Annotated in this window: 23 protein-coding genes and 3 tRNA genes; 18 read left to right on the forward strand and 8 right to left on the reverse strand. The window is 59.0% G+C overall.

Translation table 11 applies throughout. The features are described from left to right. Positions 1 to 54 precede the first annotated feature (54 nt). Together FE840_RS11830 and FE840_RS11835 are read right to left on the reverse strand one after the other, a co-directional pair. A complete protein-coding gene (locus FE840_RS11830) occupies positions 55 to 516 on the reverse strand; it encodes a hypothetical protein (RefSeq protein ID WP_138289653.1) in 462 nt (153 codons plus the stop codon). A gap of 7 nt (positions 517 to 523) precedes the next feature. After that, on the reverse strand, positions 524 to 1,297 hold the full coding sequence (locus FE840_RS11835; RefSeq protein WP_138289652.1) for an NAD kinase: 774 nt from the start codon (positions 1,295 to 1,297) through the stop codon (positions 524 to 526). Between the two features lie 155 nt (positions 1,298 to 1,452). On the opposite strand from FE840_RS11835, the gene FE840_RS11840 reads away from it, so the two are divergent. From FE840_RS11840 to FE840_RS11900, 13 genes are all read left to right on the forward strand, one after another. Then, positions 1,453 to 1,528 (forward strand) — tRNA-Thr (locus tag FE840_RS11840). 168 nt (positions 1,529 to 1,696) lie between these two features. Continuing rightward, complete coding sequence (locus tag FE840_RS11845; protein ID WP_138289650.1) at positions 1,697 to 1,915, forward strand: helix-turn-helix transcriptional regulator; 219 nt, start codon at positions 1,697 to 1,699, stop codon at positions 1,913 to 1,915. Next, positions 1,912 to 2,193, forward strand: a complete 282-nt coding sequence (locus tag FE840_RS11850; protein WP_138289648.1) for a hypothetical protein — start codon at positions 1,912 to 1,914, stop codon at positions 2,191 to 2,193. The genes FE840_RS11845 and FE840_RS11850 overlap by 4 nt, the downstream gene beginning before the upstream one ends. 197 nt (positions 2,194 to 2,390) lie before the next feature. Continuing rightward, positions 2,391 to 2,654: a hypothetical protein gene (locus FE840_RS11855; RefSeq protein WP_138289646.1), complete on the forward strand. Its 264-nt coding sequence runs from the start codon at positions 2,391 to 2,393 to the stop codon at positions 2,652 to 2,654. Beyond that, entirely contained in the window at positions 2,635 to 3,942 is a 1,308-nt protein-coding gene (locus tag FE840_RS11860) for an AAA family ATPase (RefSeq protein WP_138289644.1), read from the forward strand. The genes FE840_RS11855 and FE840_RS11860 overlap by 20 nt, the downstream gene beginning before the upstream one ends. Positions 3,943 to 4,080: 138 nt before the next feature. After that, entirely contained in the window at positions 4,081 to 4,260 is a 180-nt protein-coding gene (locus FE840_RS11865; protein ID WP_138289643.1) for a hypothetical protein, read from the forward strand. A 113-nt stretch (positions 4,261 to 4,373) separates the two neighbouring features. Further along, positions 4,374 to 5,507, forward strand: a complete 1,134-nt coding sequence (locus FE840_RS11870; RefSeq protein ID WP_138289641.1) for a hypothetical protein — start codon at positions 4,374 to 4,376, stop codon at positions 5,505 to 5,507. Between the two features lie 140 nt (positions 5,508 to 5,647). Then, positions 5,648 to 6,049, forward strand: a complete 402-nt coding sequence (locus FE840_RS11875; RefSeq protein WP_138289639.1) for a hypothetical protein — start codon at positions 5,648 to 5,650, stop codon at positions 6,047 to 6,049. Then, a complete protein-coding gene (locus FE840_RS11880; RefSeq protein WP_138289637.1) occupies positions 6,033 to 7,793 on the forward strand; it encodes a prohead protease/major capsid protein fusion protein in 1,761 nt (586 codons plus the stop codon). The genes FE840_RS11875 and FE840_RS11880 overlap by 17 nt, the downstream gene beginning before the upstream one ends. 75 nt (positions 7,794 to 7,868) lie before the next feature. Beyond that, positions 7,869 to 8,237 carry a hypothetical protein gene (locus tag FE840_RS11885; protein WP_171033825.1) on the forward strand — a complete coding sequence of 123 codons (369 nt, stop codon included), beginning with the start codon at positions 7,869 to 7,871 and terminating at the stop codon, positions 8,235 to 8,237. Further along, the gene (locus FE840_RS11890; RefSeq protein ID WP_171033824.1) at positions 8,234 to 8,497 is read left to right on the forward strand and encodes a phage tail assembly protein; all 264 of its coding nucleotides are present in this window, start codon (positions 8,234 to 8,236) and stop codon (positions 8,495 to 8,497) included. The genes FE840_RS11885 and FE840_RS11890 overlap by 4 nt, the downstream gene beginning before the upstream one ends. Continuing rightward, on the forward strand, positions 8,494 to 10,620 hold the full coding sequence (locus FE840_RS11895; RefSeq protein WP_138289634.1) for a phage tail tape measure protein: 2,127 nt from the start codon (positions 8,494 to 8,496) through the stop codon (positions 10,618 to 10,620). Before FE840_RS11890 ends, FE840_RS11895 begins: the two co-directional genes overlap by 4 nt. Before the next feature lie 154 nt (positions 10,621 to 10,774). After that, positions 10,775 to 10,966 (forward strand): hypothetical protein, encoded by a 192-nt coding sequence (locus FE840_RS11900; RefSeq protein WP_138289632.1) that lies wholly within the window; start codon positions 10,775 to 10,777, stop codon positions 10,964 to 10,966. A gap of 98 nt (positions 10,967 to 11,064) precedes the next feature. Here the strand turns inward: FE840_RS11900 and FE840_RS11905 are convergent, their stop codons facing one another. Both FE840_RS11905 and FE840_RS11910 read right to left on the reverse strand, forming a co-directional pair. Continuing rightward, the gene (locus FE840_RS11905) at positions 11,065 to 11,439 is read right to left on the reverse strand and encodes a hypothetical protein (protein ID WP_138289630.1); all 375 of its coding nucleotides are present in this window, start codon (positions 11,437 to 11,439) and stop codon (positions 11,065 to 11,067) included. Continuing rightward, a complete protein-coding gene (locus tag FE840_RS11910; RefSeq protein ID WP_246318762.1) occupies positions 11,426 to 12,754 on the reverse strand; it encodes a tyrosine-type recombinase/integrase in 1,329 nt (442 codons plus the stop codon). Before FE840_RS11910 ends, FE840_RS11905 begins: the two co-directional genes overlap by 14 nt. Before the next feature lie 265 nt (positions 12,755 to 13,019). Here FE840_RS11910 and FE840_RS11915 point away from each other — a divergent pair, with 265 nt between their 5' ends. Beyond that, on the forward strand, positions 13,020 to 13,316 hold the full coding sequence (locus FE840_RS11915; RefSeq protein ID WP_171033823.1) for an MliC family protein: 297 nt from the start codon (positions 13,020 to 13,022) through the stop codon (positions 13,314 to 13,316). Positions 13,317 to 13,339: 23 nt separating this feature from the next. On the opposite strand, the gene FE840_RS11920 is transcribed toward FE840_RS11915, so the two are convergent. Next, on the reverse strand, positions 13,340 to 13,981 hold the full coding sequence (locus FE840_RS11920) for a class I SAM-dependent methyltransferase (protein ID WP_138289626.1): 642 nt from the start codon (positions 13,979 to 13,981) through the stop codon (positions 13,340 to 13,342). Between the two features lie 109 nt (positions 13,982 to 14,090). On the opposite strand from FE840_RS11920, the gene FE840_RS11925 reads away from it, so the two are divergent. After that, positions 14,091 to 14,984: a LysR family transcriptional regulator gene (locus FE840_RS11925; protein WP_138289624.1), complete on the forward strand. Its 894-nt coding sequence runs from the start codon at positions 14,091 to 14,093 to the stop codon at positions 14,982 to 14,984. A gap of 64 nt (positions 14,985 to 15,048) precedes the next feature. Here FE840_RS11925 and FE840_RS11930 read toward each other — a convergent pair whose 3' ends face one another. The 3 genes from FE840_RS11930 to rlmB are packed head-to-tail and all read right to left on the reverse strand — an operon-like array spanning position 15,049 to position 17,975. Continuing rightward, positions 15,049 to 16,266 (reverse strand): glycosyltransferase family protein, encoded by a 1,218-nt coding sequence (locus FE840_RS11930; protein ID WP_138289622.1) that lies wholly within the window; start codon positions 16,264 to 16,266, stop codon positions 15,049 to 15,051. A 39-nt stretch (positions 16,267 to 16,305) separates the two neighbouring features. Next, on the reverse strand, positions 16,306 to 17,094 hold the full coding sequence (locus FE840_RS11935) for an HAD-IIB family hydrolase (protein ID WP_138289620.1): 789 nt from the start codon (positions 17,092 to 17,094) through the stop codon (positions 16,306 to 16,308). Beyond that, positions 17,091 to 17,975 carry a 23S rRNA (guanosine(2251)-2'-O)-methyltransferase RlmB gene (gene rlmB, locus FE840_RS11940; RefSeq protein ID WP_138289618.1) on the reverse strand — a complete coding sequence of 295 codons (885 nt, stop codon included), beginning with the start codon at positions 17,973 to 17,975 and terminating at the stop codon, positions 17,091 to 17,093. Before rlmB ends, FE840_RS11935 begins: the two co-directional genes overlap by 4 nt. A gap of 208 nt (positions 17,976 to 18,183) precedes the next feature. Between rlmB and FE840_RS11945 the strand changes: the two genes are divergently transcribed. The 3 genes from FE840_RS11945 to tuf all read left to right on the forward strand — a co-directional run bounded on the left by FE840_RS11945 (position 18,184) and on the right by tuf (position 19,764). Next, positions 18,184 to 18,268: transfer RNA gene (locus FE840_RS11945), tRNA-Tyr, on the forward strand. Positions 18,269 to 18,289: 21 nt separating this feature from the next. Continuing rightward, positions 18,290 to 18,363: transfer RNA gene (locus tag FE840_RS11950), tRNA-Gly, on the forward strand. Positions 18,364 to 18,588: 225 nt separating this feature from the next. Next, on the forward strand, positions 18,589 to 19,764 hold the full coding sequence (tuf, locus tag FE840_RS11955) for an elongation factor Tu (RefSeq protein WP_179028205.1): 1,176 nt from the start codon (positions 18,589 to 18,591) through the stop codon (positions 19,762 to 19,764). The last annotated feature ends 77 nt before the right edge of the window (positions 19,765 to 19,841 follow it).

Here is a 19,841-nt window from a genome sequence, read left to right on the forward strand (position 1 = left end):
AAGGCCCGGAAGATGTATCTCTCCGGGCCTTCTGTCTTTTCCGCTAAACTCTGCTCAATTGCTCGCGCGCTCGACCCGAAGATCTCCGAGATCATCAATGAGCACGGTCCATTCCTCGACCCGCGCCTGGGCCGGATCCGTCTTCAGATAGACGGTGGCAAAGAAACCGGGTTGGCCGGCAACGCCTTCCATGCTGTCGGGGCGGATGCCGGTCACGTAAGGCTTGATGGCGGTGAACTCTTCAAGCTCGGCGCTTTCCACGAGGCGCAGGCCATCGTCACCGGCGGCAATCATCTGGAGGTAAAGTCTTGCCGTCCGGTCCGGCTGCCGGATGGCCACAAGCTTGTAATAGCCGCGCTGGGGTGTGGCGTCATCGCCTTCTGTCGATTGCCCGATCCAATAGCCTCCACTGACAACAAAGGTTGCCGAAATCGGCAGCCGGTCTATGTCGTCAGCCTTTGCTCTGGGTGCCGCAACAAGGAAAAGGGCAAGGACTATCCGCAGATATGCGCTCATCTCGACCTCAATTCGAGAATTGTTCGGCGATGATCCGATCGGACCATGAGCGGTCGGGATCGGAGAGAATGCGCGCCGTCGTGTCTTCCGATTGTGAAATCTCCACCCTGAGAACTGATTTCACCTCCGTATGATCCGCAACGGCATTCACCGGGCGCTTCTCAGGTTCCAGGACTTCCATCACGACCGTCACTTTATCCGGCAACAGGGCTCCGCGCCAGCGTCGGGGCCTGAAGGCGCTGACAGGCGTGAGCGCCAGGAGAGGCGCCTCCAGCGGCAGGATCGGTCCATGGGCCGAAAGATTATAGGCTGTCGAGCCGACGGGTGTTGCCACCATCAAGCCGTCGCAGATCAGTTCCTCGAGCCGCACATGCCCATCGACCAGAACCCTCAGCTTTGCCGCCTGGTAGGATTGGCGAAGCAGCGAGACTTCATTGATGGCAAGCGCATAGGACCGAGATCCATCCGCATTGTCAGTCGCCATCTGAAGCGGGTGCAGCGCATTCTGAACGGCGGCAGCGATGCGCTCATGCAACCGTTCCACCGAATAGTCGTTCATCAGGAAGCCGACGGAGCCGCGATTCATACCGTAGATCAGCTGGCCGCTGTTCATGGTGTCATGCAGGGTCTGCAGCATGAATCCGTCGCCCCCGAGCACCACGATTACATCGGCATCGCTTGGGCTGGCATTGCCATAGAGTCGAATCAATTCGGAGCGGGAAGCCTGCGCCTCTTCGGACGAGGAGGCGATAAAGGCGAGCGAGGGATATGACTGCGACATGCGGGCCCCTTTGTTTTCGGCCTCAGTCGTACATGATAAATCGATGCAACGACAAGGCTTTCCACCTTTTCGGACCATGCTTCGGTTGGCGGATGAGATTAATGCCAAATTGGGTCTTTACCCGGACGGGATTTGCATTTAATGAGCGCCACACTGCCCTTGTAGCTCAGTTGGTAGAGCACCTGATTTGTAATCAGGGGGTCGCGGGTTCGAACCCTGCCGGGGGCACCAACAAATTCAACGGCTTAGCGGATTTTGGTGCGGTAGTGACAAGATTTTGTCGCCACCATGTCGCCACCGCGTTGATTTTGCTTTGCGCCAGAAAGTCCGATTTGTTGTCGTGGAATGAAAGCGGCAACATGAGCATATTCCCTACGTAACCAACCAACGGAGGTGAATATGAACAACATGCGAGTACGCGAAGCCGCCGAATACCTCGGCCTTTCCAAATCCACACTTGACCGACTGCGCTGCTATGGCGGCGGGCCACGCTATTTCAAATTGGGGAAGGCGGTCACATACGACCCAGCCGACCTAAAGGCATGGCGTGACGAACGGGCGCGGGCCGATGTATGGACGGCGGCCAACGACAATGTGGCGCGGCAGGTGGCGGTATGAGCGGTTGCAATATCACGCCTCTTAGGAAGACTTCCATATCCAGCGACAAGGTGATGGAATTTGGCGCGATCGTCCGAAGCCTGATGGACGAGTACTCTTTCCATACTGAGGCCGACGTCGCCCTTGCAGTAGCTCAGTTCCACAATGATGAAGTGGCAGATGAGTTTGTCATCGTGGCAAACGCAACTGTCCGCGAATACGGGGAAAAGAACCTCCTGGCCGTAAAAGCTCTAAGGGACTGGGCAGAGCGCAACAGGCCGCACCTGCTTACTGAATAACATTCAACACCCCCACCACCACCACCTAAAACCGCCTGCCGGCCATCGCCGGCGGGCCGTTGAACCATGGGAGGATCAATGACCAAACCCGAACCCGACAAGCCCCTTCGTGGGCGCCGCCTTTCGTGGCGCGAATTTTACGCAATGCGGCCCGACCTACGGCCCGCGAATGATAACAACGAACCAAAGGAGCAGCAATGGCAATCAAAATCCTAGACTATCGCCCCGCCGAACCTGGCAGGGGTAACGCAATCGCCCGGCTGGATATCGAGTTTCCTAGCGGTGTCCGCCTTTTTCATATGAAACTAGTCAAAACCCCCAAAGGCTATCGCGTGTACTCGCCCAGCGCCTTCGGCACGCCGACGGCCAATTTTCCGCCCTCTATGGCGGAAGCAATCATAAAGGCGGCCATGCCGTTCGTTACCGGAGAGATGACCACGCATGACCAATCCGCAGCTTAAACCTGACTCGCGCGAGCCAACCGACGCCCCCGAACCCGCCAACGACAACACACCCGACGAGCTCTACGACTTCCTCGCGCTTTACGGCGGCCACATCGCCATGGGCAAATTGTATGGCGCGACCGTCGACCACGTGAGAGGCAACATCTTCAAACATGGCGCCGCCTTCTTCTTCGAATGGGGGCCGCAATCGTTGCGCCAGGCGCGAAAGATCGAGCTTCCCGCCAAGCCGCGGGATCCGCTCAATTTCATCACAGCGTCGCGCTTCGCCCACAAGCCAATACCGGCGCGTGAATGGTTCCTTGATGGGCTTATCCCAAACCGCACAGTTACGATCCTGAATGGTGACGGCGGTGTCGGCAAGTCGCTCCTGGCACTGCAGATCGCCGCTGCCGCAGCGATGGGCTGCGAAACGTTGGGGCTAACACCTACGGCGGATCGGGCGATCTACATCGGCGCCGAAGATGAGTCTGACGAATTTCACCGCAGATTGGCCGACATCGCCGCATCAATGGACCGCGATCTTGCGTCGCTTCATTCGCTGCAGGTCCTATCACTGGCCGATTCCGACGCCATTCTTGCCACGCCAGACAAAAACGGCACTATGCACCCGACCGATCTATGGAGCGAGATTGCGGACCATGTCGAGAAGTTTAAACCACGGTTCGTTGTCTTCGATACCGCGGCGGACCTTTTCGGTGGTGATGAAATCAAGCGCCCGCACGTCCGTGGCTTCATCGCGCTTCTGCGAAAAATGGCGATCGAAGGTGATTGCGCTGTTTTGCTTCTGGCTCACCCCTCCGTTGAAGGCATGAAAAGCGGATCCGGTTCTTCCGGATCAACAGCTTGGAATAACAGCGTGCGAAGCCGCCTGTATTTGACACGCCCGACCGGGGACGCGGCAGACCCTGATGGGCGCTTGCTCAAGACCGTGAAGGCGAACTACGGCACAACAGGCGACGAGATACGCCTTCGTTGGAAAGCCGGCGCATTTGTTCTTGACGATGGCAAGCCCAGCGCAGCAGCCGCGATCCTGGCGAAACGGGCCGATGATGTGTTCATCGAATTGCTCGACCAGATCAACGCCAGCGGCCAGCGCGTGTCAGCGTCAAAGTCGGTGACGTATGCGCCGACAGTGATGGCCGACATGCCCGGCGCATCAGGCGTGAAGAAGAAGGATCTTGAACTAGCCATGAAGCGGCTTCTGGCCGTTGGTAAGATCAAGGTTGAGATGGAAGGGCCGCCCAGCAAGCAGCGTCAGCGCCTAGTCGTTGTGACTTCCAACTGACTTCCAACCGACCTACCAACCGCGTTCCAACCGCTTCCAACCGGGTGTTCCTTCCAACCCCCCATACCCCCCGCCCGGTTGGAACGCCGGTTGGCAGTTGGAACTGCCCGGCATGCCAACCTATTTGAAAGACGAAGAATGACCACCACCACCACCCCCACGCTTGCCGACATCGCGGATCGCTTGGAACGCCTTGCCCCCTGTCACCGCGATCCAGACCGCTATTTCGAAGAGAAGTCTGAACTGGTCGCCGAATTGCGCCGGCTGGCAGCCAACGACAACAAGCCGCCGCGCGTCAGGCGCAGCGAATGGTTGTAGGGGTACGCCCTAGTTGGGACCTGGGATTGCATTACAGCCCAAGCGGGTAGGCAGGCCCGATTTCCCTGTCGCTGCAAAAAATTGAACAAGTCATTTCTTTCCGTTCAGTTTTATTGAACACTTACGGAAAGCCTTGCGCGGCAATTGATTGCGCGCAATTGAATGTGCCGGGCAAAAGGAAATTTCGGGTTTGGGAAAGGGAAGTCGGTCAGCCCAAAAAAGGGCGCGCGCCGTTACACTATAATAGGAGAAAAGTCAACTACCGCCATAAAATAAACATCTTCATGTTCTACACTTTCACAATCGGCGAAAGTCCGATTCGCAGCCAAAACAATAAGCCGACCAACCGGCACGCAATCCCAAACAGGGACAAACGCAAGATGACAAACACAAAGCGGCCCGTTGCCGCAAACGATAACACGCCGCGCGATGCCGGCGAGTTCGCCACGCTTGCCGATCGCCGCGCGTGGCTGGCAACATTGCCCGACAAGGCCGCGCCCGTCATGGCCTGGCCGACGCTTGAGCGCTTGGCGCGGCTTCCTTCCCCTTCCGCGGCGGCGGCCTTATGGCGGTACGCCAAACTGATGGACCCGCACAAATTCCCGACCGCAGATAACGACAACGACCCAGATGCTGCCGATCTGGATTGCGAGTTGCGCCACGAAGTCCGACCGACAGTAAAGGAGCTGATGGCGGCAGCAGGAAGACCGGCCCGCGTGGTCTATCAGGTCGATGCAGTCGGCTGGAGTATCATCCGCAAAAGCTGGAAACCGCATTGCACCGCGTCCGGCGTCGAGCTTGGCAGCCTAACCTTCAGAAACGGTAAGTTAGTGTCGTGGGGGAAGACGACGAAGGGCAAAGACTTGAAGCCCGTCGAGCGCCAACGAATGCCGAAAGGCGCGGCGAGCTCCGCACGGCTGGAATCCGACATTCGTTTCCTTCTTTCATCGAAGGCGCCGATCGCCAAGGGCGCGTTTTTCTTTGGCGGCAAGAAAGGCAAAAAGGGGACCGGAACCCAGCCCGACATCGGCGACCACGCCGCAGCGGAAGAGCTGGCGCGCAATCAGCATCGGCAGGCCGTCCGCCTGGCGCTTGGCGAGAAGGTGTGGATCCTTGATGCCGCCATCACAGACGCCACGGCGCGGGAGATCGGCGAACTTATGGGCTTCACCGGCAAGACCGCAGAACGGCGCGGAATCGCCGCAATCAATGACGCGATAGCGGCTTTTGAAAAAATCGCGGCCTGACTGTCCCTAAAGTCATTCGCCGATCCGTATTTATTTGAGAGGCCCGTTCGTCGGGCCTTTTTCTTGCGCAGTCCCATTCGCCCGCTTCGAGCGGGCTTTTTTTTCACCCGCAACAATTCAACGACGTATCGGAGAACGAATTGACGACAATTCGCACCCCGCCTGACTGGCACGACCATGATTTCAGGCTGCAACAAATTTCAAAATTCGCGGGCATGCCCGCGACGACCGTCGACGGCTGGCTCGCCACGGCACGCGCCCAAGGTCACGCGCCCGGCGTCATGGCTGGCCGGTTTAGGTGGCTTTCCGCCTATCACGTTTTCGCAGTCGCGCTGCTGGCGAAGCTGGGAGCAACAGGATTCCCGATAACGCCAACTGCGATTTTCAGCGCCTTTGACTTCGCGGCCAGCGACGCGCCGGGGGATTACTGGACCGTCGCCGACCATGATGGGGCCAAAGTCACCGTGGACGCGTGGCTGGCCTTCGCGGCGGTAAAATATTGGGCGGAAAGGGAAAGGGCGCGAAATGACCGAAATTCTTAAACGTGAAGCCGGGCGGCTATCCAGTTTCGACCCGGAAGCACGAACGGTTGACCTTGTTCTGGCAACTGAGGCACCCGTTCGCCGGCGTTCCTACCAGGGCGACTTCGACGAAATTCTTGTCGTGTCGAAGGCCGCGATCAATGCCGAACGCTTGGACGGCATGTCGTTCCTAGACCAACACGACGCTTACAGCGGCCTTGATTCCCGGCTTGGATCGATCGTGCCGGGCAGCCTGAGGTTCGAAGGCAAGACCGCGATTGTCACCGCGAAAATCAGCCGGAATCCGAAGGGCGAAGCGTTGTTTCGCGATTTGGAGGACGGCCACACGTTGCCAGTGTCAGTCGGTTATTCAATCGACACACAAGAAAAAACGGAAGCCCGAAACGGCGCCGTTGCCACTGTCCGCGCGACCCGCTGGACCCCAATGGAAATTAGCGTTGTGAGCGTGCCGGCGGACCCGGCTGCAACTACACGTAATCTGGAGAACCAAATGACCACCACCACACACACCCGTTCTGCCGCCGATGAGGCGACCATTGTTGACCTGGCGACCCGTGCCGGCTTTCCCGCCATGGCCGCAGAGGCCCTTCGAGGCAATGAAACGCTTGCCGATTTCCGTGCACGGCTGATCGATGCTTTGGCGGAAAAGGACGAAGCGACCGCCATCAATTCAAACGTTCGCCTGGACGTGGGCAACGATCGCCAGCGCGGCGCCGCCGAAGCCATGGCCGACGCCCTGATGACCCGACTCGATCCAGCCCACAAGCCCGCAAGCGCCTCGCGCGAATTCGTCGGCCTGTCCGTTCCGGAATTGGCCCGCCGCTGCATCGAAATGACCGGAACCGACACCCGCGGCATGTCCGCCGCTCAGCTGGTCACGCGCGGCCTGCACTCCACGGCTGACTTTCCGGAAATCTTGGCGAACGCGGCCAACAAGCGATTGCAGGCGGAATTCGCGATGGTGCCCAGCGCATTGAAGCGGACCGCACGCCAGTCGAGCGCCCGCGATTTCAAGGCGAAAACCACGGTCAAACTGTCGGCGGCGCCCGACCTTCTGCGGGTCAACGAGCATGGCGAATTCCGACGTGGCACGATGGTTGAAGCCAAGGAATCGTATCGCGTCGAAACCTTCGGCCGGATTTTCGGCGTCAGCCGCCAGGCTTTGGTCAACGACGACCTCGGCGCATTCGCTGGCGCCGCCGCGAAGATGGGCGCCGCAGCCGGCGTGTTTGAAGCGAAAACCCTGGCCGCACTGCTGGAAAGCAACCCGGTTATGGCGGATGGTAAGGCCGTTTTCCATGCCGACCACAAGAACCTTGGAACGGGCGCGTTGACGATGGGCAACCTGGCCGCCGGGCGCCTCTTGTTCCGCAAGCAGGTCGGTTTGTCTGGCGATCTGGTTGACCTTGCACCGCGGTTCCTTGTCGTGCCGAGCGAGCTCGAAACCGAGGCCGAACAACTCCTTGCGGACATCGCAGCCGCCAAAACGGAAGACGTGCCGGCAGCGGCGCGCAACTTGGAACTGGTGGTCGAACCCCGCCTGACCAATCCCACCGCATGGTATTTGGCCGCCGCACCTGGGCAGGTTGAAGGGCTGGAATATTCGTATCTCGAAGGATTCGAGGGGCCGTATTTCGAGACCCGCCGCGGCTTCGATGTCGATGGCGTGGAGATCAAGGTTCGTTTGGACTTTGGGGCCGCGTTCCTTGAACACAGGTCTTGGGTGAAGTCACCGGGCGCCTGATATTCAGGTTATTAATCAATAGCTTAGCGGCGCTCCTCACGGGGCGCCGTTTCCCTTTCTGAAAAGGAAACCGAGATGAAATTCGAGATCAAAAACCCGCGAAAGACCCGTTCAGAGTTCGGCTTTGTGATGACGTTCGACGTGCAATTTAATGCGATTTTGCTACGCGGCTGCGCCTTGCGGCGCGTTGAACAATACCCCGATCAACTGACTTTTGCGACCATTCGCGAGCAGGGCGAACGCCTGCCAGCCTTTGCGATTTCGCCAAATGTGAAGGATGAGATCGGGCGCGACGCGGTTGCGCTCTATAACGGATGGACCGGCAAAAACATGAGATTCGCGTCGCCACGCGAGTTCGCCGAACCCGCACCCGCGCCCGACGCCGGGCTAAAGAAGATGCTTTCGGCCGGCGAAGCGGACTGCCTTCGGGAGTCTGGCCTATGATTGGCGTCGCGCTCAAAGACGGCGTTTTGCACCAAGGCCGCCATATCACCCGCCTGGACTTCCGGCCGATCACCGCCGCCGATCTGGACATGATTGCCGAGATGGACGCCACCCACGCCGGCAGCGTGCTGCGCGTGGTGTCACACTTCACCGGCGCGCCCTATGAGGCCCTGCAATTTTTGACGATCGACGATTTCGCGGCGGCTGTCGCGACGCTTGGGAAGCTGTTTGAGCGTCATACAATTAAGGTTCGACAATGACTGTTTTGAAAAGCCAGCTTCACTTGACGTTGCTGGACCGCGTCACGGCACCGGCACGCGGTATCACTGCCACGATGGGCGCACTAACCGCGCGCATGAACGCGTTGCGTGCCCCCTTGGCAGGCGTCACCAGCCAGCTTTTAGCGTTGGGCGCCGGCTATGTCGGCGCGACGGCTGGATTCGCCGGCACGTTTTCGGCGGCCAGCAACATGCAGGCGGCATTGACCGAAGTCGGCATCAAGGCCGGTCTTTCGAATGACGCCCTCGCCGAAATGCAGCGCCGCCTGACAGCGCTTTCCGGCCCCACAAATCAGATGACCGCCGACCTTGTTGCGGCGGTCGATGTCATGGTCGGCATGGGCCTTTCGGCTGACGAAGCCGTCGGCGCGGTCGGCGCCGTTGGTAAGGCCGCGACCGCAACCGGCGCAACGATTGCCGACCTTTCTTCGGCCACCGTTTCGGTTATGCAAAATTTGCGCGTGCCTGCCGATCAGATGACGGCGGCCTTGGACGCTATGGCATCGGCTGGGAACAATGGCGCCTTCGAATTGCGTGCAATGGCGCAATATATACCCGCATTAGGTGCAGCTTATCAGAGTTTTGGGCAACAAGGCGTCGGTGCCGTGGCTGACTTGGCAAGCGCCTTGCAGATCGTGCGCACCGGCACCGGCGACGAAGCGACCGCCGCCAACGCCTTGGCAAACCTTCTGCAAAAATTGAACGCCCCCCAAACGCGCACCGCGTTCAAGAAGTTCGGCGTCGATCTTGGCAAGCGCATGGAGCAGGCGACCGCCAAGGGCATGACGCCGATCGAGGCCATCGCAGAGATTACCAACGAGACGCTGAAAGGCGACTTGTCGAAAATGGGTGATCTGTTTGCCGATTCGGAAGTGCAGCGCGCACTAAGGCCGCTTCTGCAAAACCTTGCCGAGTACCGCCGAATTCGCGACGAAGCGAACCGGGCGGACGGAACCGTCGCCGATAGTTTCAATCGCCGGATGCAGGACGCAAATCAGAAGATCCAGGCTTTCCGCATTCGGATGCAGAACGCCGGCGCGGCAATCGGCGCGAACCTATTGGAACCGATAGGGCGGCTGGCCGACCATCTTTCCTACATCTTCGACACCGCGGACCAACGCGTGACGGTTTTTGACCGGATGGGAACGGCAATCAAGTCTTTCTTCGCTGGCTTGGGGCTTGGCGACGGCGGGCTTAAGTCTTTGTCGGAGATGCTGTTTGGCATTGCCGGCCCGGATGGCGTGGCGGCTGGCGAAGAATTGGGGCGGATTTCGTACAAGTTCCGGCAGTTCGGTGAAAGCGTCAGGAAGGCAGCCGACGCGGTGCGCAATAGTCCGATAGGTTCCTTTTTAGTCGAGCTCGGCGCGGTCCTGGGCGGGCTTGTCATGAGCCGATGGTTCCGTCTCTTTGCCATCGCGGCTGGCATCGCGGCTATTGTTTCGGCAGTTCAAGGCGCGGATTCGATCGGCGCTTTCGTGGAGAACCTGAAGCAGCTAAGCGTCATGGAATGGGCCGGCGTGGCAGCCGGCCTGATCCTGATTGCAACGCAAGCAAAGGCCGCAACCGACGCCTTACGCGCCTTGCGTGGCGTGTCGGCGCCGAAGGGCACACCGACCCCGAAGGGCGCACCAGCGGCACCTACAAAGCCCGGCGGCGGGTTAATGTCGTGGCTGTTAGGCGGCGCGGTCCTGGGCGGCCTGTCGGCGTTTATCGACGAAGTAAGGACGGGCAAAAGCATCAACCCGACCGGCGACGTCATACCGTCACCGGCGCAGGCGCTTCACCAGCTTTTCAAGCTAATGGGCGACACCGGCACCCCCGGCAAGTACGCCAACGAGGCGGCAGCCATGCGGGCGGAGCAAGATCGCTTCAACGTGTTTGGCGGCGGTGTTACAACGGACACTTTGCGCCAAGCGTTCGCGCCGCAAGGCACGCAGGACGTTCGGGTGACTAATCCGCCACCATCGCCGGTCATCAACTACAGTCCGTCGTTTGTTATCAACGGCGCGATTAGTCCGGAGGACCTGGCGCGCCGAACCAATGACGCGCTCGGCTACCTGGCTAAAACGGCAGTCGACGGCCATCTCGGCGGCGCACCTTATTGACAATCATGGGCGCGCCTTCGGGCGCGTCCTATCTTACGTGCGCGTAACACCAGTTCTACAAATTTGTCAAGAAAACAATAGCTTCGGGGATTTTCTTGTTGACTTGGTTTAAGTTTTCCGCCACCTTGTTTTCACACAACAAGGAGCGAGCGACATGAAATCAGCATCAGGAAGAATCGAGTTTGATCCAGAGTTCATTGACAGAATTCTTGACGAAATCGGCGAGAAGGCAGAGCGCGAATTCCGTAAATTCAATGGCGTATACGACGCGCCAACTGAAAGCGAAGTCGCGTGGGCGACCAAAGTTTTGAAGTCGGCCGGCTTGATTAAGGATAGCGCGGCGTAGTCACCACCAACGAGGCCCACCAAGCCTAACGAAACCGCGCGGCCCGCTCGTCTCAGGACTTGAGCGGGCCGAAATCTTTGTGGGGCAGGGGCAATGCCCTAGCTTTCCGCGCTATCTGCGGCCGCCATCATCTCTTGGAAGTATTTGAGCGAACGCTGCACCGACCGCGATGACATTCCGAACTTATCCGCAATCTGGTCTATTACCTGCCCGCTATTTCGTTCGGCCGGTTTGTGCATCTCCTCATACAGTTCGCCGATTTCATACCATCGCAAGGGCACCTTTGCCGGGCGCCCTTTCTGATCGTAGCTTTTGCCGTCCATGATGAGCGTGGAGACAAGCCGCAAAAATGGGCGACTGGAATAGCCTTGCTCAAGCAGTTTCACAATTTCCCGTCGGGCGAATTCATATTCGCCTTCCTTGATCCGCGAATTCAGTTCAACCGTGATGGCGCAAAACTCAATTTTCGCCATTTTTCACCCCCATAGCGGTGGTGATGTGGTCGCTTATCAGGTCGGCGGCGCGTCGTGCTGGATCGTTTGCGATGTGGCTATATCGTTGAGTGGTCTTCGCGTTTGAGTGGCCCAGCAGGTTCCCGATGACCGGCAAGCCAAGACCGGAGCCAGCGCCGATGCTGGCGAACGTATGGCGCAAATCGTGAATGCGCACCCCGTCAAGGCCAGCGTAACCGGCAATCGTCGCCCATGGCCGTTTCAGGTCGGCGCGCGGTTTTTCATCCGGAGTTCCGGCGCTATCGGATGCAATGACATAGCGCCCATGGCGTGGGATTTGCTCAATCACCTCAATGGCGGGCCGTGACAAAATTACGGCCTTCCGGCCCGTCTTTGAATCCGGCAAAAAGAGGAACCCGCGTTCAAGATCGACGTGCTTCCATTCGAGGTGCAGAATTTCGCGAAGGCGGCACCCCGTAAGAAGAAGCAGCCGGATTGCGCCGGTCACATGCGGCGGGAACTTCATTCGCCGGTTTTCCGGCTTTCGCGCGTGTTTGCTCTTTGCCTTGCTTTCGTCAACCTCATACGGGATGCCGCAAGTTTCGGCCAAGGCCAGCGCATTGCCCAGCCGCTCCAATTCGTCGCCGGTCAAGAAGCGGTCGCGTTGTTGCTCTTTATATAGATCAATGCCCGTGGCCGGGTTCGTGCCCTTCGGCACCAAGCCGTTTTTGTCCGCCCAGCTATACAAAGAAGACAGAATGGCAACGGCGCGGTTTGCCACGTACTTGCCACCACGACCAGTTGCCTTGCCGATGGCGATGTCGTCGTGCATCTTCGCGACTTCGGCAAACTTGACGAAGGCCGCTGTTGACTTGCCAAGCGCCGGTTTAAGGTGAGTGTTGACGATGTAGCGGTAATAGTCGCCAGTGGAGCCCTTGCACTTCTTGGCGACGTGACGGGATAGGAATTCATCGGCCAGTTCACCGAAAGTCATGGCGGCGCGAACTTCGGCTTTGTCGCCGGCAGGATCGGCGCCCAGATGCACCGATGCGCGCAAAGACTTTGCGGCAGCCCGCGCCGCTTCCGGCGTCATCGAATCCAGCCGGCCGATCTTCAATCGTTTCTTGCTCACGCCACGACCGCCGGCGCCGGGGCGATATTCAAAGATGAACGTCGCCACGCCGCTTGGCATGATCCTAAGACCCAGGCCCTTCACGTCGTCATCAAAGTAGGTGATGGCCGTTTTCGGCGCCATGTCGAGCTTTGCGATTTCCTTGCGCGTCAGTTTGATTGTGGGCATTCGTTTCCTGTCCTGTCGCCACCGTGTCGCCACCATGTCGCCACCGAAGGCGAAAACGTGTGGCAACGTCTGAAATCAATATGTCGCCACCGATAGCAAAAAACAAGGGAATTCAATAAATAAACTTGCGGCCTAGTATTTTGTAGCAACGTGTGAAAAGCGTGAAAATATGATTTGTAATCAGGGGGTCGCGGGTTCGAACCCTGCCGGGGGCACCATTTCTCCTGTCGTATGTTGGATCCTGCCGCGCTCGGCATAGCGTTGTTGCATGCTGCCACCTGCTCAATCGAGGAGATTTGCGATGCATATGCCCCTGATCATGACCTTTGCCGCCATGGCTTCCACTGCGCTGGCAGCCGATTCGACTGGCTCGCGTCCCGTCTTGTTTTCCTGCGATAACGGCATCACGCTTTCGGTCCTTTTTGCCAAAGACCACGCGGACGTCACGCTGGCGGATGGCACCGTCGTGTCGCTCCCGCAGCAGATTGCAGCGTCAGGCTACTGGTATTCAAACGGTCGCTACGAATTGCGCGGCAAAGGCGATGAGGCGAAGTTTGCCATTGGTCGCATGGCGCCGAGCACCTGCAAGGCGAATTAGGGCTACCTCATTTTCCACGCATGTCAGTTGCCTGGCGGGCGGTCCGTCGGCCTTGCCACGATATAGTGAGAAGCGCGTCCCTTCCCGAAGGTCCGTGTCTCTTCGACAGCAAAGCCAGCAACCGCCAGGGCGGATAGCAACTTCTGGCGCGTCTGGTATTGGACCGGTGGTGCCATGCCGATCAGACGCATCACGGGCACGATGGCCCGAATGAAGATGGACATTTCGCCCAGGCAAGGCGTTTTCGAGATGAATATGCCGTCACTTTTCAGTTGCTGCCGTATGCGTCGCAGGGTCTGATCCAAATCCGGCACAAGATGCAGGACATTGAACGCACAGACAACGTCGAAGCGCTCCTCGGCAAAAGGTGCAGAAGCCTCTTGCTGGCGAAAATCGATCTTGTTGGCCTCAGGCTTGGCGCGCGCGATTTCAATCATTGCAGCCGAAATATCAGTGGCGACGACCTTTTCGACAAAGGGCGCCAGCCTGAGCGCGGTACTGCCTGTTCCGCAACCGATCTCCAGGAGCCAGTGCTCCGGACGAAGCCGCGCCTTTACGGCATCCAGTGTTGCCTCGTAGGCCTCCACGTCCTTCACCGGCATGGCCGCATAGCGCGGAGCCAGCTTGTCCCAGAAATTCGCATTGGCCTGTGCCGCGCTGTTCATCCATTCGTCCCTTCTCGCATCCTATGATGAACTCCTTGTTGGCAGAGGATAGCTATTCACTCACGCATGGTGAATTGTGCAATTATGTCGATTTGATATACATAAATATATGAACTGGCAGGTAATCGACTATGACTGGAATCATGTGCGCGCTTTCTTGGCGACCGCCAAGACGGGCTCCCTGAGTGCGGCAGCACGGGAGTTGCGCACCAGTCAGCCGACCATCGGTCGGCAGATTGCAGCGCTTGAACAGGTTCTGGGCGTTATCCTGTTCGAGCGTGGCAGACGCGGCCTTACCGTGACCGCCGTCGGGCGGCAGCTTTTGCAACATGCCGACGCCATGGCAACGGCAGCGCACTGGATGAGCCTGACAGCCTCAGGTCAATCGCAGGACATCGCCGGCGAGGTGTCCGTCACAGCCGTTGACTTCATCTGCAGCCAGGTCGTGGTGCCGGTCATCAGGCGCCTGGCCGTGGAGGCGCCGGCCCTCTCGATCCGCATGCTTTCGTCCAATGCCATCCAGGATCTTGCGCGCCGCGACGCGGATATTGCCATCCGTCATGTGCGGCCAGACCAGCCCGATCTGGTGGCCAGATTGGTGACAACCTATCATGCGAGCTTCTACGCCGCCCGAAGCTTTCTCGACCGCCAGGGTCGGCCCCGTACGGCAGAGGAACTGAAGTCAATCCCCGTCATCGGCAATGACGAGCCCGAACCTTTCATTCGTATCGCCGCCGAACACGGCATCAGCATTTGTGAGGACCAGTTCCGCCATCCGGCCAACAGTGCCACGCTCATCTGGGATCTGGTTCGCGCCGGTCTCGGCATGGCTTTTCTGCCGGATGAATTCTGCCGCGACATGCCGGATCTGGAACGGGTCTTTCCAGACCACGCCCCGTTCGGCTTTCCCGTCTGGCTAGTGACCCACCGCGAGCTCCAGACCAGCCGCCGGATCAGGATGGTCTATGATGCCCTGGCCGAGGAATTGGCCGCAAGGCGGTAGGTGACTCTGGTGCGGCCTCGTCCGGTTGTTCTCTGTACCAACTCTGTTCACATGGCATGAGGGCTTATTCCTCCGTCGCATCTAGCCTCACTGCTTCCTGCATCTCGTGAATGAGGTCGGGCAGGGCGCTCTGCACCCGGTTCCAGCTGGGCATGAAGGGTGTGGCGTTCGGATTGTCCAGATAGACCTGACCCGCCTCGATCAGATTGGCGGCGAAGAGTTCGACCGCGCGCTCTTCCTGATGCCTGTCGGTCGTCAGGCCATTCATGCGCGCATCATGATGATAGGTTTCCACAAGATCGAGTGCCGTCCGGTAATAGGTGGCCTTCAGCGTGCGGAACCGGTCCTGATTGAAGACGACACCGTCCGTCGCCAGCTTGCGGTAAAGCGCCTTGGTGATGTCGATCGACATGCGCGACAGGCCCTTGGCGGCATCTTCAGCGGAGAGCGGCTGGTGCTTGTGGTCATATTGGTCGGCAATGTCGACCTGGCAGATGACGTTGCTCGACTGATTGCGCCACAGTTCCGAGAGAACGCCGATTTCAAGTCCCCAGTCGGAGGGAATACGAATGTCCTGCAGAATGTTGCTCTGCATGGCAAACTCACCGGCCAGCGGATAGCGAAAGGCCTTCAGATAATCGAGATAGGGGTGATGTCCCACCACCCGCTCAAGGCTGAGCAGCAGCGGTGTCACCAGCAGCCGCGTGACCCGCCCATTCAGCGACCGGTCGGCAATGCGCGGATAATAGCCCTTGGAAAAGACGTAAGGGAAACGCGGATTGGCGACGGGATAGACAAGTCGTGCCAGCATGTCGCGCGAGTAGGTGGTGATATCGCAGTCATGCAGAGCCACGACACCCTGTTGCCGCGATGCCAGGACGTAGCCCATGCAGAACCAGACATTTCGCCCCTTGCCAGGCTGATCGGGCGAAAGGCCTTCCTCGGCGAGTTTAGCGTCAATCGCCCGAAGTCGCGGCCCGTCGTGCCAGAGGATCGAGTGTTTCTGTGGCAGACGCGAAAAGTAGGAACGTGCATGGTCGAACTGTGCCCGGTCGGCTTGATCAAGTCCCACCACAATCTCGGAGATATAGCTCGCCTGAGCAAGCTCGCTGATGATGTGATCAAGGGCAGGGGCCTGAAGTTCGGAATAGAGCGATGGCAGGATCAGGGTGATCGGTCGGCATGAGGCGAAGATAGCGAGTTCATTTTCCATCCGCTCCAGCGAGCGTTCGCGCAGATTATGCAGGGTGGCCACCACCCCGTTCTGGTGAAAATCAGCCATGCTTTGCCTTTCAAACAGAAAGAGGCGGTTGCCGCCGCCTCAGATGAACCCCGTTTCAACGATATGCATCATCATCTGGTTCCATCCCGATGGTCCGGGGATATTGGAGCGCAGAATATAGCCCTGTCGTTCACGCTCTGTGACAGGCAGGGCAGGATGCGATGGATTGGCTATGATGATGCCGCGATCAGCGGCTTCCAGCATGGCAAGGTCGTTGGGCGCATCACCAAGTGCCACGGTCTTGACCGGTTCTCCTGACCGCGCCTTAAAATGGGCGACCAGTTCCGCCATCCGTTCGGCCTTGCTGGTCTTGGGCATGAGTGTGAAGAAGCGTCCGCCTTGCACGGCTTGCAGACCGTGCTGATCGAGGATTGCGACGAAATCCTCTCGCCGCTGCGGCGAACCGGAGAAGAGACCCGGCTCGGAAAACCGCCTTAGCTGCGCCCGCGCTGCTGCGTCCTGCGACAGACCCGTCTTGTGTTGGATCTGATCAAGCGTCCAATCGCCAAAGCCCGCAAAGCATGGCCGAAGCTCTGCAGGTAAATCTCGCAACAGGGCGCGGATTTTCAGGTATGCCTGATTGGTCTGGCTCGCTTGGGAACGGCCCGACTGCGGCCAAGCAATGCCGGCACCGTTCTCGACGATCATCGGGTAGTCGATACCGATCTCATCCGCCAGCGGTCGCATTTCCGCTTCCGTCTTGCTGCTGGCGAGAATGACCGGAACTCCACGTTCCTTCAGCAGATCGAGAGCGGGCCTTGCCGGCTCGAAGGAATAGCTCTCGTGATCGAGCAGCGTTCCATCGAGATCGGTGAAGACCAGACTCATTTTGACGCGGCCATAAGGTGTTGTCTTGAGGCGTAAAGGGCGATCGCCGCAGCATTCGACACATTCAGCGACTTGATCGCCCCCGGCATGTCGAGGCGCGCCAACGCTGACACAGTTTCGCGCGTCTTCTGGCGAAGACCCTTGCCCTCCGACCCCAGCACCAGCGCGATCTTGTCGCCCTTGAGCGTGTTTTCCATCGGCTGCGGACCTTCCGAATCAAGGCCGACGGAGTAGAAACCGAGCTTGTGGAGTTCCCCAAGGGCCTCGGCGAGATTGGTCACCTGGATATAGGGGATCATCTCGAGTGCGCCGGACGCCGATTTCGCCAGGACCCCCGATTCGGTCGGGCTGTGGCGCTGCGTCGTGATGACCGCACCCGCGCCAAAGGCAACGGCCGAGCGCATGATCGCACCGACATTGTGGGGATCGGTGACCTGGTCGAGCACCAGGATCAGAGGGCTCTGCTTCAAGGCTTCAAGACGACGACCGGGCAGGGGACGGGTTTCCAGCATGACGCCCTGATGAATTGCGTCCGGACCCAACATCTTGTCGAGGTCGTGTGGCGTTACCGTCTCGAAAGGAATGCCGAGCTGTTCCACCGACGGGATTTCCAGCCTGACGAGCGCATTCTGTGTTGCGGACAGTTTGATCAGCTTGCGCTCGGGATTGTCGAGTGCCGCACGCACGGTGTGAAGGCCGTAAAGCAGCACCTGCTCCGGTGCGAGCTTCGGCGGCGTCCAGTCCGTATTGCCCTTCCGCCCCCTTGGCGCAGCGGGGGTGGGGATCTCGCCCCGTTCGCGCTTGGCGTCGCGCACCTGCCGGCGCAGCGTGGCATAATGGGTGTCGCGGGCGGATTTGTCGGTCTTGGTATCTTTTGTCATGCCATCTTATAGCGAGCCGCAATGCCTTCGGATAGACCTTGGCTCCGCGCACAGGTTTCCCACAGTCGCAAAATATTTCGAAATTTTTTTGGCCCGGATCGTGTTGACATCGCCTCATTGGGCCGTCATATACCCGCCGCAGATCAACGGGGCGCTGCCCTTGAGATCACGAGTGAAAGCTTGGTTGCTTTGATCCGGACGAAAGAATGGAGAGATGCCCGAGTGGTTAAAGGGGACGGACTGTAAATCCGTTGGCTACGCCTACGTTGGTTCAAATCCAACTCTCTCCACCATTCGTCATCGGATCGGACACCGCGGGTATAGCTCAATGGTAGAGCAGCAGCCTTCCAAGCTGAATACACGGGTTCGATTCCCGTTACCCGCTCCAGTCCAACAGAAAAGATCAACTCATTGGTTTCAAAGATGATGTGGTGGCAAATCACCCTTGGGTGAATTGCTTTTCTCAGCGTAAGTTCCGCCCCCGTTCAACCCGACTTCGGCCCGCTCCTGAGGCCCAGCAATTAAGGCTTGCGCATTGCGTACGAAAGCCTTAAACGGCGGGACCAAACCGGTTCGCCGGGGCAACCCCGTTTCGTTCACAGGAAGCATTCAAATGGCAAAGAGTAAGTTTGAGCGCAACAAGCCGCACGTCAACATCGGCACGATCGGCCACGTCGACCACGGCAAGACGTCTCTGACGGCAGCGATCACCAAGTACTTCGGTGAGTTCAAGGCATACGACCAGATCGATGCTGCTCCGGAAGAAAAGGCGCGCGGCATCACCATCTCGACGGCCCACGTCGAGTATGAGACGGCGAACCGCCACTACGCGCACGTTGACTGCCCCGGCCACGCCGACTACGTCAAGAACATGATCACCGGTGCTGCCCAGATGGACGGCGCCATCCTGGTTTGCTCGGCTGCCGACGGCCCGATGCCGCAGACCCGCGAGCACATCCTGCTCGCCCGTCAGGTTGGCGTTCCGGCGATCGTTGTCTTCCTCAACAAGGTTGACCAGGTTGACGACGCCGAACTGCTCGAGCTCGTTGAGCTGGAAGTTCGCGAACTTCTGTCGTCCTACGACTTCCCGGGCGACGACATCCCGGTCGTCAAGGGCTCGGCTCTGGCCGCTCTGGAAGACTCGAACAAGGAAATCGGCGAAGACGCGATCCGCAAGCTGATGGCCGAAGTCGACGCCTACATCCCGACGCCTGAGCGTCCGATCGACCAGCCCTTCCTGATGCCGATCGAAGACGTGTTCTCGATCTCTGGCCGTGGTACGGTTGTGACGGGTCGCGTTGAGCGCGGTATCGTCAAGGTCGGCGAGGAAATCGAAATCGTCGGCATCCGTCCGACGACGAAGACGACCTGCACGGGCGTTGAAATGTTCCGCAAGCTGCTCGACCAGGGCCAGGCCGGCGACAACATCGGTGCGCTGCTGCGCGGTGTAAACCGTGACGGCGTCGAGCGTGGCCAGATCCTGTGCAAGCCGGGTTCGGTCAAGCCGCACAAGAAGTTCAAGGCAGAAGCCTACATCCTGACGAAGGAAGAAGGCGGTCGTCATACGCCGTTCTTCACGAACTACCGTCCGCAGTTCTACTTCCGCACGACGGACGTGACGGGCATCGTGACGCTTCCGGAAGGCACGGAAATGGTCATGCCTGGCGACAACGTGACCGTTGACGTCGAGCTGATCGTTCCGATCGCGATGGAAGAAAAGCTGCGCTTCGCGATCCGCGAAGGCGGCCGTACCGTCGGCGCCGGCATCGTCGCTTCGATCATCGAGTAATCGCTGATCGGTGGCGATGACGAAAGCTGCCGACGCTACTGAGTATGTTCAGATGGCGCGCAAGCGCGATCTGAACG

This window comes from Peteryoungia desertarenae (assembly GCF_005860795.2).
In the GTDB taxonomy this organism is placed as follows: Bacteria; Pseudomonadota; Alphaproteobacteria; order Rhizobiales; family Rhizobiaceae; genus Allorhizobium; species Allorhizobium desertarenae.

Bases quoted from the DNA above. Each gene is read 5' to 3' on its own strand.
- FE840_RS11910 (WP_246318762.1), bottom strand. From the start codon at position 12,754: ATGGTGGCGACACGGTGGCGACAGGACAGGAAACGAATGCCCACAATC.
- FE840_RS11935 (WP_138289620.1), bottom strand. From the start codon at position 17,094: ATGAGTCTGGTCTTCACCGATCTCGATGGAACGCTGCTCGATCACGAG.
- FE840_RS11865 (WP_138289643.1), top strand. From the start codon at position 4,081: ATGACCACCACCACCACCCCCACGCTTGCCGACATCGCGGATCGCTTG.
- FE840_RS11885 (WP_171033825.1), top strand. From the start codon at position 7,869: ATGAAATTCGAGATCAAAAACCCGCGAAAGACCCGTTCAGAGTTCGGC.
- FE840_RS11930 (WP_138289622.1), bottom strand. From the start codon at position 16,266: ATGGCTGATTTTCACCAGAACGGGGTGGTGGCCACCCTGCATAATCTG.
- FE840_RS11845 (WP_138289650.1), top strand. From the start codon at position 1,697: ATGAACAACATGCGAGTACGCGAAGCCGCCGAATACCTCGGCCTTTCC.
- FE840_RS11905 (WP_138289630.1), bottom strand. From the start codon at position 11,439: ATGGCGAAAATTGAGTTTTGCGCCATCACGGTTGAACTGAATTCGCGG.
- FE840_RS11830 (WP_138289653.1), bottom strand. From the start codon at position 516: ATGAGCGCATATCTGCGGATAGTCCTTGCCCTTTTCCTTGTTGCGGCA.
- FE840_RS11900 (WP_138289632.1), top strand. From the start codon at position 10,775: ATGAAATCAGCATCAGGAAGAATCGAGTTTGATCCAGAGTTCATTGAC.
- FE840_RS11855 (WP_138289646.1), top strand. From the start codon at position 2,391: ATGGCAATCAAAATCCTAGACTATCGCCCCGCCGAACCTGGCAGGGGT.
- FE840_RS11860 (WP_138289644.1), top strand. From the start codon at position 2,635: ATGACCAATCCGCAGCTTAAACCTGACTCGCGCGAGCCAACCGACGCC.
- FE840_RS11925 (WP_138289624.1), top strand. From the start codon at position 14,091: ATGAACTGGCAGGTAATCGACTATGACTGGAATCATGTGCGCGCTTTC.
- FE840_RS11850 (WP_138289648.1), top strand. From the start codon at position 1,912: ATGAGCGGTTGCAATATCACGCCTCTTAGGAAGACTTCCATATCCAGC.
- FE840_RS11835 (WP_138289652.1), bottom strand. From the start codon at position 1,297: ATGTCGCAGTCATATCCCTCGCTCGCCTTTATCGCCTCCTCGTCCGAA.
- FE840_RS11920 (WP_138289626.1), bottom strand. From the start codon at position 13,981: ATGAACAGCGCGGCACAGGCCAATGCGAATTTCTGGGACAAGCTGGCT.
- rlmB (WP_138289618.1), bottom strand. From the start codon at position 17,975: ATGACAAAAGATACCAAGACCGACAAATCCGCCCGCGACACCCATTAT.
- FE840_RS11890 (WP_171033824.1), top strand. From the start codon at position 8,234: ATGATTGGCGTCGCGCTCAAAGACGGCGTTTTGCACCAAGGCCGCCAT.
- FE840_RS11880 (WP_138289637.1), top strand. From the start codon at position 6,033: ATGACCGAAATTCTTAAACGTGAAGCCGGGCGGCTATCCAGTTTCGAC.
- FE840_RS11915 (WP_171033823.1), top strand. From the start codon at position 13,020: ATGCATATGCCCCTGATCATGACCTTTGCCGCCATGGCTTCCACTGCG.
- tuf (WP_179028205.1), top strand. From the start codon at position 18,589: ATGGCAAAGAGTAAGTTTGAGCGCAACAAGCCGCACGTCAACATCGGC.
- FE840_RS11895 (WP_138289634.1), top strand. From the start codon at position 8,494: ATGACTGTTTTGAAAAGCCAGCTTCACTTGACGTTGCTGGACCGCGTC.